14 protein-coding genes and 1 pseudogene are annotated in these 13,373 nt (G+C 65.4%); 12 read left to right on the top strand and 3 right to left on the bottom strand.

The genetic code is table 11. The features are described from left to right. The first annotated feature begins 513 nt into the window (after nucleotides 1-513). On the top strand, nucleotides 514-750 hold the full coding sequence (locus tag C446_RS10610; protein ID WP_006673096.1) for a hypothetical protein: 237 nt from the start codon (nucleotides 514-516) through the stop codon (nucleotides 748-750). 57 nt (nucleotides 751-807) lie between these two features. Then, a complete protein-coding gene (locus tag C446_RS10605; protein WP_006673095.1) occupies nucleotides 808-1,566 on the top strand; it encodes a proteasome assembly chaperone family protein in 759 nt (252 codons plus the stop codon). Between the two features lie 154 nt (nucleotides 1,567-1,720). On the opposite strand, the gene C446_RS10600 is transcribed toward C446_RS10605, so the two are convergent. Beyond that, entirely contained in the window at nucleotides 1,721-2,575 is an 855-nt protein-coding gene (locus C446_RS10600; RefSeq protein WP_006673094.1) for a universal stress protein, read from the bottom strand. 207 nt (nucleotides 2,576-2,782) lie between these two features. On the opposite strand from C446_RS10600, the gene C446_RS10595 reads away from it, so the two are divergent. The 3 genes from C446_RS10595 (at nucleotide 2,783) to C446_RS10585 (ending at nucleotide 5,669) form a co-directional block, all read left to right on the top strand. Further along, entirely contained in the window at nucleotides 2,783-3,097 is a 315-nt protein-coding gene (locus C446_RS10595) for a hypothetical protein (protein ID WP_006673093.1), read from the top strand. A 256-nt stretch (nucleotides 3,098-3,353) separates the two neighbouring features. Beyond that, a complete protein-coding gene (locus C446_RS10590) occupies nucleotides 3,354-4,571 on the top strand; it encodes a CBS domain-containing protein (RefSeq protein ID WP_006673092.1) in 1,218 nt (405 codons plus the stop codon). A 681-nt stretch (nucleotides 4,572-5,252) separates the two neighbouring features. Beyond that, on the top strand, nucleotides 5,253-5,669 hold the full coding sequence (locus tag C446_RS10585; protein WP_006673091.1) for an SPW repeat domain-containing protein: 417 nt from the start codon (nucleotides 5,253-5,255) through the stop codon (nucleotides 5,667-5,669). Nucleotides 5,670-5,792: 123 nt separating this feature from the next. Here the strand turns inward: C446_RS10585 and C446_RS10580 are convergent, their stop codons facing one another. After that, a complete protein-coding gene (locus C446_RS10580) occupies nucleotides 5,793-7,103 on the bottom strand; it encodes a hypothetical protein (protein ID WP_049920157.1) in 1,311 nt (436 codons plus the stop codon). 100 nt (nucleotides 7,104-7,203) lie between these two features. Here C446_RS10580 and C446_RS10575 point away from each other — a divergent pair, with 100 nt between their 5' ends. The 3 genes and pseudogenes from C446_RS10575 to C446_RS18060 all read left to right on the top strand — a co-directional run. Then, on the top strand, nucleotides 7,204-7,815 hold the full coding sequence (locus tag C446_RS10575; protein ID WP_006673089.1) for a hypothetical protein: 612 nt from the start codon (nucleotides 7,204-7,206) through the stop codon (nucleotides 7,813-7,815). A 69-nt stretch (nucleotides 7,816-7,884) separates the two neighbouring features. Then, nucleotides 7,885-8,295: a universal stress protein gene (locus C446_RS10570; protein WP_006673088.1), complete on the top strand. Its 411-nt coding sequence runs from the start codon at nucleotides 7,885-7,887 to the stop codon at nucleotides 8,293-8,295. A 57-nt stretch (nucleotides 8,296-8,352) separates the two neighbouring features. After that, nucleotides 8,353-8,496, top strand: a pseudogene (locus tag C446_RS18060) (Hsp20 family protein); the annotation flags it as partial. Nucleotides 8,497-8,588: 92 nt separating this feature from the next. Here the strand turns inward: C446_RS18060 and C446_RS10565 are convergent. Next, the gene (locus C446_RS10565; RefSeq protein ID WP_006673087.1) at nucleotides 8,589-9,212 is read right to left on the bottom strand and encodes a SagB/ThcOx family dehydrogenase; all 624 of its coding nucleotides are present in this window, start codon (nucleotides 9,210-9,212) and stop codon (nucleotides 8,589-8,591) included. A 448-nt stretch (nucleotides 9,213-9,660) separates the two neighbouring features. Between C446_RS10565 and C446_RS10560 the strand changes: the two genes are divergently transcribed. The 4 genes from C446_RS10560 to C446_RS10545 all read left to right on the top strand — a co-directional run bounded on the left by C446_RS10560 (nucleotide 9,661) and on the right by C446_RS10545 (nucleotide 13,288). Beyond that, nucleotides 9,661-10,560 carry a universal stress protein gene (locus C446_RS10560; protein ID WP_006673086.1) on the top strand — a complete coding sequence of 300 codons (900 nt, stop codon included), beginning with the start codon at nucleotides 9,661-9,663 and terminating at the stop codon, nucleotides 10,558-10,560. 51 nt (nucleotides 10,561-10,611) lie between these two features. Further along, nucleotides 10,612-11,016, top strand: coding sequence for a universal stress protein (locus C446_RS10555; protein WP_049920160.1), 405 nt, complete (start codon nucleotides 10,612-10,614; stop codon nucleotides 11,014-11,016). Nucleotides 11,017-11,085: 69 nt separating this feature from the next. Next, a complete protein-coding gene (locus C446_RS10550; protein ID WP_006673084.1) occupies nucleotides 11,086-11,505 on the top strand; it encodes a universal stress protein in 420 nt (139 codons plus the stop codon). Between the two features lie 388 nt (nucleotides 11,506-11,893). Further along, nucleotides 11,894-13,288, top strand: coding sequence for a TIGR00341 family protein (locus C446_RS10545; protein WP_006673083.1), 1,395 nt, complete (start codon nucleotides 11,894-11,896; stop codon nucleotides 13,286-13,288). Nucleotides 13,289-13,373: the final 85 nt, after the last annotated feature.

Below are 13,373 nucleotides of genomic sequence, written 5' to 3'. Positions count from 1 at the left end.
AGACGGCGTCCAATTCCCTACAAGTCTCACGAAGAACAGTGGAGTGAACGCCTGAGAGGAGGATTAGATGACCTCGCAACGGAGCATGTCAGATTGAAAGAGAGGATGTCATAAGTGTCTTTTCCAAACTCAAATACTGGTTCAGCGTATCAGCTTAATATTAGGCGCGATCACTGCCTCTCCTATACTTAGCGATCACCACCGTCGCAAATCGAGCCAAATCTCGTGGCACATTCGCGCGATCTATTCAGCACGGAATTTCTGACAGCCTCGAGTAGATTTCGCTCTCTCGTTGTCCATCTGTCCCCTGTACTGCCTGGCAGAGAGTAGTGTCGAATGGGGTGTTGACTGTTCTATGACTCCCTAGGCGGTCAGGTTATCGACGGCGACTCCACCACCAGAACCGACACGTGATCGCCCGGCTTCGGGTTGCCGTGCCGTTACGGTCGTCGGACCGGGCCACGGGGCGAGCGACTTATTCCTCGTGGGTCCGTACCACGAGACAGACGTTCGATGATCGCTCACTGGCAGTGCCGGCTCTACGGCCACGACTGGCACCACCCCTGGAACCACGAGGTGGTCGTTACGGCCGACGACGGACCGGTCTACCCGCTCCGGTGTGTCCGCTGTGCCGACGTACGACTCCTCGATCGCGAGGGAACCAGCTGGCACCCCGACGACGAGAACGGGCCGTCGATTCACGAGCAGGCCCTCGAGACCGACTCGAGTGCGTCGCCACGTCGGGAGTGAACCGGCGCGATACCGGCCATACTCTCATAGTCGGGGAGGCTGTAGCTTCAGCTACGGATGACCGACCAGACCCCGTCCGCGTCGTTCGAACAGGTTACAGATGTCTCGGCCGACGCTCCGACGCTGATCGAGGGACTCCCCGGACACGGGCTCGTCGCAGCTATCGCGGTCGATCAGATCACGGACCAGCTCGGGCTGGACCACTACGGGAACGTCGCCTCGGACGAGTTTCCACCCGTCGTCACCTTCGAAGACGGGGTCGTCCAGGATCTCGTCCGGGTGTACGCCGGCGAGGACCCCGCCGTGATGACACTCGAGAGCGACCTCGCACTGCCGGAGACGGCGTACGAACCCCTGTCACAGTGTGTACTCGAGGAGTTGGCGGACGATTTCGGCCGGGCGATCTTCCTCGCGGGCGCGCCAGCGCAGTCCGAAGAGCGGATCGGCGAGGTGACCGGCGTCGCGACGACCGACGGGATCCGTGAGGATCTTCTCGCGGCTGGGATCACCGTCCCGGACGATCCGGGGCTGGTCGGCGGGATCACGGGGGCGCTCGTCCGCGAGTGTTATCAGGCCACCGTGCCTGCGGCCCTGCTTATCGTCCGCTCGCACCCGTTCCTGCCCGATCCGCAGGCCGCCAAATCGGTGATCGAGAACGCGCTCGAGCCCCTGGTCGACTTCGAGGTCGACACGACGGCGCTGGACGAACAGGCAGACGAGATTCAACAGCGAATGCAACAGGTCGCCCAGCAGTATCAACAGGTGGCCGAGGAACAGGGACAGCAACAACAGGTCCAGACGGGGATGTTCCAGTAATCGTTGCCTTCTGTCCCCTTCGTTCTCTTCCGTTCTCTTCCGTTCTCTTCCGTTCTCTTCCGTTCTCTTCTGTTCGGCTCCCCTTCCTTTCGCCCGTTCCGCCATCGCGAGCGCGTTCACGACGAGACGGACGAGAATCCGGAATCGGTGACCGCTAGAAATCTGACTCGAGGGTTCGGGCCGTCATCACCGGTACGCTCGCGTTCGGAACGACTCGCTGGGAGACGCTGCCGACGACGAGCCGCTCGACGTCGGACTTGCTCTCGGTGCCCATCACGACCAGATCGACGTCGTCGCGCTCGGCGTACTCGAGGACGATGTCGGTCGGCACTCCGTGTTCGACGGCCTCGACAGTGTCGAGACCGTGCTCTTCTGCACGCTCGGCCACACCCGCTGTCGTCTTCTCGCCGTGTTTCTCGAACGCCGAGCGGAGGTCGTCGCTTCCGGGTTCGTCGTCGGGCTCGACGGCGTACAGCGCGTGAAGCGTGGCGTCGCAGGCGTCGGCGATCGCGAGCGCGTGCTCGGTCGCCGCTGCCGACCCCGTCGATCCGTCCGTGGCCAGACAGACGCCGTCGATGTCGCCGTCGGCCAAGTTCCCGCGTTTCGTCGCTTCCTTTCCGACGGTCAACACCGGCCGCCGAGCGTCCCGAATGACCTCGAGTGCGACGCTTCCGAGCAGGGCCTGTCGGAGCCCCGTCCTGCCGTGGGTGCCGACGACGATCAGGTCGGCGTCGGTGGCGTCGGCGTGCTCGAGGATCGCGTTCGGCGGACGGCCAGTCCGGACGACCGCGGCGGATTCGAGGCCGGCCTCGCTGGCCCGCCGGGCGACGTCCGTCGCGTCTTCTTCCCGGCGTTGTCGCTGCTCGTCGGCGTCCCGACCCTCCTGAACGACCGACAGGGCGTGGACGGACGCCCCGAGAGTCTCGGCGAGTGCGATCCCGCCGGTCGCTGCGTCCGTGGCGACGTCGCTGCCGTCGGTCGCGATGAGAACGTCGTCGTACTCGTCCATGTCCCGGCTTACGACCACCACGGTCTTTGTTTTGTTGCAGTCTCGGCGCAGTTGCAGCGACACCGACTCCGGGGCTTGGCCGCCCGCTCGATACCCCCGCCATCCCGCGGACGGGAAACGTCCCACCGAAGATGACGGTATCGGCTGAGGAACGGACTGTGTCAGCGACGGACGAAAAGCCGACTTTCTGCCCGTCGTAACGCTCGTATGGTCGATGCGCAGTGGTCAGAACTCGAGGGCACGGAATTGGAGTACGGCGGCGACGGATGGGAGTTGACCAGCGAGGTCGACGTTCGAAACACGGGGACGCTACGCGAGGTCGAAGCGCGGCGGGTGGACGGCGTTTGCAAGCGGGCGGCGTCGCTTCGGTTCGAACTGGCCGGCGACGAGCGATCGCCGTCGGTCAACGCTGGGAACGTGAGCGGAGGATTCCATCGACTCGAGCGCCATAGGCAGTATCTCGTCGTGTCGGACCCACAGCGAACCTACCGCTCCGGGCTGCGGGGCATCGTTCACCGGTAATGAGAGAGCCGTCTCGGCCCGGCAGTAACGACCCGAGAAGCGACGGTCTGCCGACGGAGCTGGAAGATGGCGAGAGTGAGGCTTCCTCCTTTCGCTTTCCTCCTTCCACCTTCCTCCGACGCGATGGGAACGACCCCCCGAGTATTTGAGACTGTGTAGCGAACGTTCAGGTGTACTCCATCGACCTATCCCAGCGCGTGAGCTATCGGGCGAATCGGTCGTCGAACGCACCCCGGAAACACGGCAGACTACAGCCATGGACATCGCTGATATCGTCTCGGAGGACTTCGTCGAATTCACACCCGATACTACCGTCTCGAAACTCGTCGGGACGTTCGCGGACACCGACATCAGGGGCGTCGTGGTACGAGACGACGAGTTCGAGGGGGTCGTTACCCGACGCCAACTCGCCACGTCGCACCGCCAGCCAAACGAGAAGCTCGGATCGCTGGTCTGGCACGTCCCTCGACTAGCTCCGGACGAGGACATCCGGAAGGTCGCACAGCTGATGATCGACAGCGACTCGCAACTGCTGCCGGTGTTCGACGGACAGGAGTTGACCGGCGTCGTCACCGCCGACGACGTACTCGAGACGGTCCATCCGTATCTGGATGCGGCGACGGTGTCGGAAGCCTATTCGCCCGATCTGGTCGCGCTCGATCCCGAGTCCGGCCTCGGCGAGGCGCTGAACGTCTTCCGCGAGAACCGGATCACGCACCTCCCCGTCGTCGAGGACGATAGCGCAGTGGGCATCCTGAGCCTCTACGACGTGACCCATCTCACGGTCCGGGCGGAGGTCCAGAGCCAGGGCGGCGACGCCGGTGGGGTGGACCCGTTCGGCGGCGAGATATCCTCGAGTACGGCTCGAGCGCGTCGCGGCGGGTTCGGGGCCCGCGAGGGCGAACTCGAGCGGATGCTCGATCTACCGGTCCGTGACGTGATGGTATCGCCAGTTCGGACGATCGCGCCGTCGGAGACCCTCGAGACGGCAGTCGAGGAGATGTTCGAGATCGACGCTTCGTCGCTGGTCGTGACCGCGGACGGCTCGCTCGACGGCATCGTGACCAAGACTGACGTGCTCGACTCGCTGACCTGGGAGGCCGGTGGCAACCGTGCCGTCCAGATCTACGGCACCGACCTGATCGACGACATGAGCTACGACGAGATCGTCGCGATGGTCGAGACGTTCGACGACCGGGACGGCGAGATGAACCTCCTCGACGCGAAGGTCCACCTCCACGAGCACGACGAAAAACGGCGGGGCCGCCCGCTCTTGCTCGCCCGCGTCCGGCTTCACACCGACCGGGGGCTGTACGTCGCCTCCGGCGAAGGGTTCGGAGCCAAGCACGCACTCAACGAGGCCAAGGAAATCCTGGAACGACAGATCCGCGACGAGAAGACCGACGGCCGCTCGAAGAAACCGCCCGGCGAAGAGTACTGGGAAAAGCGGTTCGGCTGGCTGCTCGAGGAGTGACGGCCACGAGGACGACGCGGCTCGAGTGACGTCGACGTGTGGTCGTCGCTCGCCGCTCGTCGACGGCCATCCGTGATCGCTCCCTACGCGTCCTCGTTTCTCGTTTTCGACGACGGTTACGTTGTACGTATCGCGCCACCGGTAGCGTCGGCCGCCCCAGACGGGCGTGGCTCGAACCGTTCTACCGAATCCGAAAAGCGGTGCTGGAAGCAGCGACGGGACAGCGAACGACCACGTCGTCGCGCTCGATGTCGGCGTCGATCAGCACGATCCGGTCTGGCCTGGGACGCATACTCGAGTTGGCTGGCAGCTGCTCACAGAAGGTCGTCCACTCGACTGTCGGCGGGTAACGCTCGCCATCGAGCCACTGTACGCCGGCCGCGAACTACCGGTTTGGGGAGCGCCCACCGGGTGAGAGCGTCTCGATCCCCTGTAGCGACCGTCGGCTCGAGGTCTCGGTAAATCGCTTTTACTTTCGTATCAACTCCTCGTTCATCGAATTGTGTTCGTCGTCGCTGTCGTCGCCCGACGAACGACGACATCGTGGCTCGGAGCGTGTCCCGTAATCGCGTTCTGACCGTCGGTGCGATCCGTTCCGGGACGTACCAGCGGCGGTAATCCACAGTATTGTTACTGAAACAACAGGCGTTGCTTATACACGGGCTCGTTCATCGACCGCACATGAGCGAAACAACAGACACCGACCGACCAGAAGCGATGGAAACCGGCGACTCCGAGAGCAGGAAGTGGATCAGCGGCATCGCCTCGGTCGTCGGCCTCTGGATACTGATCTCACCGTTCGTTCTCGAGTCGGCCGAGGCGGCGGTCTGGAACAACGTCATCGTCGGCGCGGCGATCCTCCTGCTGGCCGGGTACAACTACTACCGGATCGTCACCGATCACCCGACCAGTGTCGGAGTGATGGCGCTTGCCGCTATCCTCGGTTTGTGGACGGCAGTCGCCCCGTTCGCGTTCGAGATCGGAAGCGAGACGCTGCTGTGGAGCAACGTCGTCGCCGGGGTGCTCGGGTTGCTTCTCGCCGGGTACGTGGCGTACGCCGGACGCTCCGTTCGCGCGGGCGCGCCGACGGGGACCTGAGGCTGAACCTGAGCCTGAGCCTGAACTCGAAACTGCCCCTTGCCCCTGCTCCCACTCGGGACTCCACCACTCCCCTAAGAACAGGAGAACCGACCCCCGGCGGCCGACGACCCGGCGGTCCCGTCACGCGTCTTCGTACCAACTGTCGAACCGCTCGGACAGCGAGTCGGATACGTCCGTGAGGTAGGCCGTCCCCCACAGGGTAACGACCACCGCGCCGACGGCATTGAACATCAGGTCGACGATCGTATCGTCGATCCCGTACTGCGCCAGGACCGCGTCGAGCCCGATGACGATCGCACTCTGGTCGATGACGAACTCGAGAATCTCCCAGACGACGCCGGCCGCGAACACGAAGACGAGGATGAACACGGCCATCACCTTCGGTGGGATGTAGACGCGGTCCGTATGGACGTGAACGGCCCGGAAGATGGCGTATCCGGCGGCCGCGACGACCGAGGCCGACAGCGCGTGGGTCAGGTGATCCCAGGGATCGATCGCGTCGTACAGCCCCGCCGACCCCAGCGCGTGCAGGAAGACCGCGGTGGTGATCCAGAGGACGAGCCCGGCGTCCATCGGGAGATCGTACTCCCGCTCGAGGATCGCCGGGACGAACGTGATCGCGAGCGCGACCCCGGCGTTGGCGATCGTCGGTAAATCCCTGACTGACAGCCCCCAGACGAGAACGACGGCCAGGACGACCTGCATGGCCCGGCTGGCCTGCCGTTGTCGCCGGGGGGTGATGCCGAGCCGATCCCGAAGCTTCGGCGAGTCGGGTTCCGCGGTCGACGACGCGTCGTCGGCTTCGGCACGTGGCTTCGGCGGGACGTACGTCCGCTCGGTCGGCATCCGGTCCCGTGAGCGGAAGTACAGGTCGAACAGGAGACCCCCCACGACGCCGGCGATGCCGGCGTAGATGAACTCGACCATCACGTCGGCGTTGATCGCGTCCTGGGAGCGGCCGTCCAGCACGAACGACGTGTCGACGAGTACGTCGGCGGTCCACTGGAGAACGTTCCAGATGCCGGCGGCTGCCAGCGTCGTCAGCACTACGAGAGCGACGGCGAGCCCGTGGTTCAGCCGGACGGCCGTAAACTGGTGGAGTTCGACGGCGACCAGCAGTGCCAGCGCGGCGACCGCGAGGTACGCCGGGACATCGGTCACGAAGGCACGACCCAGCAGCGCCTCCCAGAGGATCGGAACCGCGGCGACGGCGAGCAGCTCCCACGGCGGCATCACCCGTGGGTCCCGAAACACAACGCCGGGAACGAGGGCGATGGTGACGACCACGAGAGCGATGAAGGTCCAGTCGAACGCCCCCTCGAGGGCCGTCAGAACCCCGGTCGTCAGCAGGACGACCACCACGATCCATCCGAGGACGGCGTTGACTCCCGTCTCGGAGAGTAACGCCCCCAGGTCGTCCGTGTACTCCATGCATGGACGTTCGAACGACGCGGTCAAAGTCGTATCCCCGAGGATTCGTCGGCCGATTCGGGAAACGTTCATATCCTTCCGTCGCTTATTCGAGGACACAATGATGGCGACGACCCACGCGCTGTGGGGGATGGCCCTCGCACTGCCGGTGCTTGTGGCCGCCCCGGAGTATGCCCCCGTTGCGTTCGTTGCGGGCCTCGTCGGCGGCCTCGCGCCCGACCTCGACCTCTATGCAGGACACCGAAAGACGCTTCACTACCCAGTCTACGGAACGGTCGCCGCGATCCTCGCTCTCGCGCTCGCAGTCCTGTCCCCTTCGACGGCGACCGTGGCGCTTGCAGTCGGCCTCGCTGCCGCGGCGCTACACGCCGGCAGCGACATCTTCGGCAGCGGCCTCGAGCTTCGACCCTGGGAGGGCAACTCCGAGCGTGCCGTCTACAGCCACTACCACGGACGGTGGCTCCGCCCGCGCCGGCTGGTCCGCTACGACGGCTCGCCCGAAGACCTCGCGCTGGCCGGTCTCGCGGCGGCCCCGATCGTACTGGCCGGTGACGCCGTCTTCGCGATCCTTTCGCTCGTACTTCTCGGCATCTCGGCCGTGTACGTGCTCCTTCGCAGGCGGCTCGCGGCACTTGCCGTACGACTCGCCCGTCTGCTGCCGCCGACCGTCCGCGCTTACGTCCCTCCACGGTACCTCGAGCCCGAGAGATAGGTTCCGGGCGACGCGAAACCAGCCGGTTCGGACTCCACCTTTTTGATCGGTGCCGGTGGACGAACGGGTATGCACGTCCTCGTGCCGATCGACGACTCCGACCCGGCCGACGCAGCACTCGAGTACGCACTCACCGAGTTCCCCGAGGCCGACGTGACGGCGCTGCACGTGATCGATCCCTACGAGACGAGCGTGTCCTCGTGGTTCGGCGGGGAGGAGTTCCCGGAACGACTCGAGGAGGACACAGCGGCACTGCTCGCGGACGCCAGGGAACGAGCGGACGAACGTGGCGTCTCGATCGACACTGACACTGTCGTCGGTAAGCCAGCCGCAGAGATCGCTGCGTACGTCGAGGAAGCCGACATCGACGAGGTGGTGATGGGAAGCCACGGTCGTCGCGGCTCGTCGCGGGTACTGCTCGGGAGCGTCGCGGAGCTAGTGGTACGACGTGCACCAGCGCCGGTGACGGTCGTCAGATAGAATCCGACAGGGTCGTCGCGGTCACCGACGACGGGACGAGGGGTCGAACGACGTGTAGCCGCAGGCCATCGCGGAGTCACGCTGTCCGGGCCGGTCGAAGGAGACGCCATCGAAGGGACCTACCGGAACGGCGTCGTGACAGTTACCATACCGAAACGGGAGTCGACGGAACCACAGGGACGAACGATTGCCATCGAGTGAGACGGTTACCGACCGACGTCCCGGCACAGCCGCCCGGTCGTGGTCACGGACAACGTGACACAGCCGCTACCAGCTGTGACGGACCGACGAACTCACGTCTCACGCGGGCGGTTCCCTACGGGAAGCAAGTACAGCGGGTCCAGCGCGGCCGGCAGGGACAGCACGTCCGCGAGTTCGGCGTCGGAAAACGCCCCGACCGGGCAGGCGTTCAACGCGCGCGCTTCGGCGGTCAGGTGAACGTTCTGGGCAACGTGGCCCGCTTCCATCCTGACGTAGCGCTTGCCGTGCTCGGGGTACTGGTCGATCGTCCGGCCGTCGTCGGCCGCGACGACGATGGTCGCTGGCGCGTCCTCGACGACCGGCTGCTGGAGCGCCGCTCGCGTGAGGTCGTCGTGAAGCGACGATTCGAGACTCGGCTCGAGAGCGTGTTCAGCCGGTTCGTACCGGTACAGTCCGGGATCGATCCCCTCGCAGCCGTCCGGCGCGACCTCGAGGAAGACGGTGAGTGGGAAGGTCGCGCCAGCGCTGGGTGCCGTCCGGAGTGTAACGCCGTCGCGGACGTGGGTGACCCCCTGGGCCGCCCACAGGAGCTGTGCGGCGTCCTCGAGGGTGATGGGGTCGGCCGCGAACGAGCGGCGGCTGGCTCTGGTCGCGATCGCTCGCTCGACGCTCGTCTCTCCGTGGGGATTCGGCTCGGGGAGGTCGATCGATGCCATGGTCATGTTCGTGTTCGTGTTCGTGTTCGTACCCTACTCGAACGACCCGAGCCAAAATACCGTAGCCCAACTCTCAGCGAGCGGTCGCGTCCCCGCGACGCTAAGGGCGCGCCGATCGCACGGGCCTCATGCGGTTTCCTAGGGTCAATTACCGCCGATCGCCGACTCGTTCTTGCGGCCGGCAGTACATAGTTACAGTAATCCGTCTCAAACGGAAGCGTCGTGTTCGCATCGTTCTCGGAGCCGACGGGCGACCCAACGAGCGACGGACGTTGTACTGGGGCGATTCCGAGACGGTCGTGTGGCACGCGGTGTCGGTGCCCGTCGTTCCCTGCCGTGGTGCTGCCGTGGTCAGGAGTCGAAACTCATCGCCGAAAACCCGCCACCGTCGCGTCGCTCGAGCGATACGACGGGTGGCTTCATAGGCGTCCGCATCGAACGTTCGAGCATGATATCCGTCGACTCCGTCCTCGTCCCGACCGACGGCAGCGCCAGTGCCGACGCGACCGTCGCCGACGCGATCGAGTTCGCCCGGACCTACGGTGCGGACGTCCACGCGCTCTACGTTCTCGAGGAAGGCGTCGACTGTACCGACCTCGGTGAGACGCAACGCGAAGCGGTGGCCGCCCCGTCAGAACGGCGCGGTCGCGAGGCGACCATCGAAGTGACGAACCGCGCCGACGACAGCGGATTAGAGTCCACTCGAGCGGTCCGCGAGGGCGTTGCTCACCGCGAGATCCTCGCGTACGCCGAGGAACACGATGTGGGTCTGATCGCGATGGGGACCCGTGGTCGAACGGGTCCCCGGCGAGCGCGCATGGGCAGCACCACCGAGCGCGTGCTCACGCTCGGTGACACGTCGGTCCTCTCGGTCCCGCTGACCGGCAGGGATGACGTCGACGACGATGACGACACAGTAGACAGGACGATCGAGCGAATCGTCGTGCCGACCGACGGCAGCGACGCTGCCGACCGCGCCGCCGAGAGCGCAGTCGAGATCGCGAGCCGGTACGACGCCGACGTCCGGACAGTTTACGTCGTCGATGCGACGGTCTACGACCTCTCGGATTCCCCGCGGAGCATCGTCGGCTTGCTCACGGAGGGTGGGGAAAACGCCACCGAGGCGGTCGCGAAGCAGGTGAGAGAGCGCGACCTCGAGGTCGCGACGAGCGTCCGACGCGGCGTTCCGGCGGACGAACTACTCGAGTACGCGAGCGCGGTCGACGCCGATCTGATCGCGATGGGAACTCGCGGACGGGCCGCGGGGGCACAGTCGGATCGCCTACTCGGTAGTACGACGGCACGGGCCATCTCACGATCGACGATACCCGTGCTGGCGCTTCAGTGACTGGTCGACACTGTAAGCTATATGCCGCCGACCGTGGTGGCTATCGATCGCATGTACGACACCATTCTCGTCGCAACCGACGGGAGCGACCCAGGGTACCGCGCGGGCGAGCACGCGATCGATCTCGCTGAGCAGTTCGACGCCGAGTTCCACGCCGTCTACGTCGTGGATACGCGCCGCTACGGTGGTTCGATTCTGACCGGGCCGAGCGACGTCGTCGCCGAACTCGAGCAACGCGGCGAGGAGATACTCTCTGATCTCGACGCCCGTTCGACCGTCGACGTGACCGAGACGATCCGTGAGGGACGGCCCCACGAGGAGATCGGCAACTACGCCGAGGAGGTCGACGCGGACCTGATCCTTCTCGGAAACCGTGGCCTCGGTGCTGCCGGTGAGATCGGCAGCGTCGCCGAACGCGTCGTCAGGTACGTCGATCGGCCAGTGATGACCGCGTAAGGACATAGATATGTCAGCGACCAGGGTGTGAGCTATTTGGCGTCGTTCGACGTGGGAACCCCCACGCCGATGTACGACACGATACTCGTCCCGACCGACGGAAGCGACCCGGCGAATCGGGCGGTCGAACACGCACTGACTCTCGCCGACCGATACGACGCCGACGTTCACGCCCTGTACTGTGTCGAAACTCACAGGTACGGCGAACCCGCGCTGAGCAGCGCCGAGATCGTCCTCACTCGACTCGAGGACCAGGGCCAGGCGATGCTCGAGGACCTCGAGAGCCGGGCGGACAACGTGGGAGTCAACTGCGAGTGGAAGGTCTGCCACGGCCGGCCGTGGGAGGAAGTACAGCAGAGAGCCGACGAACTCGATGCGGATCTGGTCGTGATCGGGTTCCAGGGCCAGAGCCACGAACGCCCCGGAAAGATCGGCAGCGTCGCCGAACGCGTCGTCAGGACGGCAGACAGACCGGTGCTGACCGCCTAGCGAACCTGTTCTCTGTCGGCGAGTAGTCCCGTCCAACCGACGGTCGCGTTTTTCACCACGCTGCAGACGAAAGTCCTCCCTTTCGTTCCGTAAATGGTCGTGTACTGACTGTTACGTACTGTTTCTCTCGGCATCGACCGCCTGTGTCACACATGTGAAGGACCCAACTGTATATTTACAGCGGTATGGGTGTAACGGTCGGCCGCCGAAAGAGTACCTTACTTCGTTGTCAGGTGACCGTTTCCGTCGACGGCCGGTACTCCTCAGGGAGAAACAGTGACGATCACTGACCAGCGGCCCCGACGCGCGACGGGACCGACCCGTCGACATCGGCCGGCTGTTCGGTCCGTACCTAGAACTATTCCGTCGCCCGTGGTCGGACCGTCCGATGCGCTACCTCGAGATCACTGTCCCCGCCGACCGGCGGGAAGCCGTCCTCGACGTACTCGACGACGAGGGGACCGAGTACGTCGTTACCGAGGAGGCAACGAGCGACGCCATCGACGATGCGGCGGTCGTTCGCTTGCCACTCCCGACGCGGGCCGTCGAACCCATTCTGGATCGGCTGGCCGATGCTGGCCTCGAGGATGCCACGAGCCGCGTCGTCGTCATCGACGCCCAGACGGTCGTCTCCCGGGAGTTCGACGAGCTACTGGACCGGTACAGCCACGGCGGAACGCGAGGGGAGCGAACCTCGAGGCAGGTGCTTCGGACCAAAGCCGACGAGTTCACGCCCGGGATCACGGTCTATCTCGTGATGTTGCTGATCAGCGCCGTCGTCGCTACCGCGGGACTGCTCGCGGACTCGCCCGCGGTCGTCGTCGGCTCGATGGTCATCGCACCGCTTTTGGGCCCCGCGCTGGCTGCCAGCGTCGGCATCGTCACCGGCGACGACGAGTTGCAGGCGACCGGGTTCCGGTACCAGGCGCTCGGCGTCGCGGTGGTGATTCTGGCGTCGATCGGGATCGCGACGCTCGCCCGGCTGGCCGGGCTCGAGCCAGGGGGTGTCGACATCGTGGTCGTTGCAGAACTCGAGGAACGGGTCTCACCGAACCTCCTCTCGGTGGCGGTCGCGCTCGGGGCCGGAATCGCGGGCATCCTGAGTCTCACGCGGGGATTCTCCGAAGCCATCGTCGGCGTGATGATCGCCGCCGCGCTGATCCCGCCCGCCGCCGCGGTCGGTATCACGACCGCCTGGGGGATGTACGGCGCGGCCCTCGGTGCGTTCGTACTCGTCGTCGTCAACGTTCTGTCGATCAATCTGGCCGCACTGGTGACGCTCTGGGTCGCCGGCTACAGACCGCAAGGACTGTTCGAGGTGTCCCCGACCCGTAGGCAGACGGTGACTTACGTGGCCGTCTTCGGGATCGCGTTGCTCGTCCTCGCGGCTCCGCTCGCGGGCATCACCCTGCTCGAGTTCCAGACCACCCAGCTGAAGTCGTCAGCCGACGAGTCGGTCGAAGCCGTCCTCGAGGAGCCGGAGTACGACCATCTCGAGGAGGAGTCCGTCGAGGTGGTGCTGGACGACGACTACCCGATCCGCTCGATCGATCGAGTCGTGGTGACGGTACGCGGCGCGGCGTTCGAATCCGGTCTCGAACTCGAGTCCGATCCGGACGCCGATCCCCCCGAGCCCGCGCTCGCGGATCGGCTCCACGATCGGGTCACGGCCGAGATCACGGACCCAGTCGTCGTCGAACTCCGGTACGTCGTCAGCGACGAGCGGGGCGAGCGAGCCGACGACGAACTACTCGTCGTCCGGACTGCCGGTGGGAGCCGGTGAGCGTGACGCCGATCGGGGTGTCGGTTTCGGTCCGTCTGGAACCTGGAATCTGGAACCTGGAATCTGGAACCTGAAACCTCCGGGC

It is taken from the genome of Halobiforma nitratireducens JCM 10879 (assembly GCF_000337895.1).
Classification (GTDB): Archaea; Halobacteriota; Halobacteria; order Halobacteriales; family Natrialbaceae; genus Natronobacterium; species Natronobacterium nitratireducens.
The sequence above is the reverse complement of the archived record's forward strand: the minus strand, read 5'-3'. Positions and strand labels throughout refer to the sequence as shown.

Coding starts and splice junctions, on each gene's coding strand:
- C446_RS10610 (WP_006673096.1), top strand. CDS start 514: ATGATCGCTCACTGGCAGTGCCGGCTCTACGGCCACGACTGGCACCAC.
- C446_RS10605 (WP_006673095.1), top strand. CDS start 808: ATGACCGACCAGACCCCGTCCGCGTCGTTCGAACAGGTTACAGATGTC.
- C446_RS10600 (WP_006673094.1), bottom strand. CDS start 2,575: ATGGACGAGTACGACGACGTTCTCATCGCGACCGACGGCAGCGACGTC.
- C446_RS10595 (WP_006673093.1), top strand. CDS start 2,783: ATGGTCGATGCGCAGTGGTCAGAACTCGAGGGCACGGAATTGGAGTAC.
- C446_RS10590 (WP_006673092.1), top strand. CDS start 3,354: ATGGACATCGCTGATATCGTCTCGGAGGACTTCGTCGAATTCACACCC.
- C446_RS10585 (WP_006673091.1), top strand. CDS start 5,253: ATGAGCGAAACAACAGACACCGACCGACCAGAAGCGATGGAAACCGGC.
- C446_RS10580 (WP_049920157.1), bottom strand. CDS start 7,103: ATGGAGTACACGGACGACCTGGGGGCGTTACTCTCCGAGACGGGAGTC.
- C446_RS10575 (WP_006673089.1), top strand. CDS start 7,204: ATGATGGCGACGACCCACGCGCTGTGGGGGATGGCCCTCGCACTGCCG.
- C446_RS10570 (WP_006673088.1), top strand. CDS start 7,885: ATGCACGTCCTCGTGCCGATCGACGACTCCGACCCGGCCGACGCAGCA.
- C446_RS10565 (WP_006673087.1), bottom strand. CDS start 9,212: ATGGCATCGATCGACCTCCCCGAGCCGAATCCCCACGGAGAGACGAGC.
- C446_RS10560 (WP_006673086.1), top strand. CDS start 9,661: ATGATATCCGTCGACTCCGTCCTCGTCCCGACCGACGGCAGCGCCAGT.
- C446_RS10555 (WP_049920160.1), top strand. CDS start 10,612: ATGTACGACACCATTCTCGTCGCAACCGACGGGAGCGACCCAGGGTAC.
- C446_RS10550 (WP_006673084.1), top strand. CDS start 11,086: ATGTACGACACGATACTCGTCCCGACCGACGGAAGCGACCCGGCGAAT.
- C446_RS10545 (WP_006673083.1), top strand. CDS start 11,894: ATGCGCTACCTCGAGATCACTGTCCCCGCCGACCGGCGGGAAGCCGTC.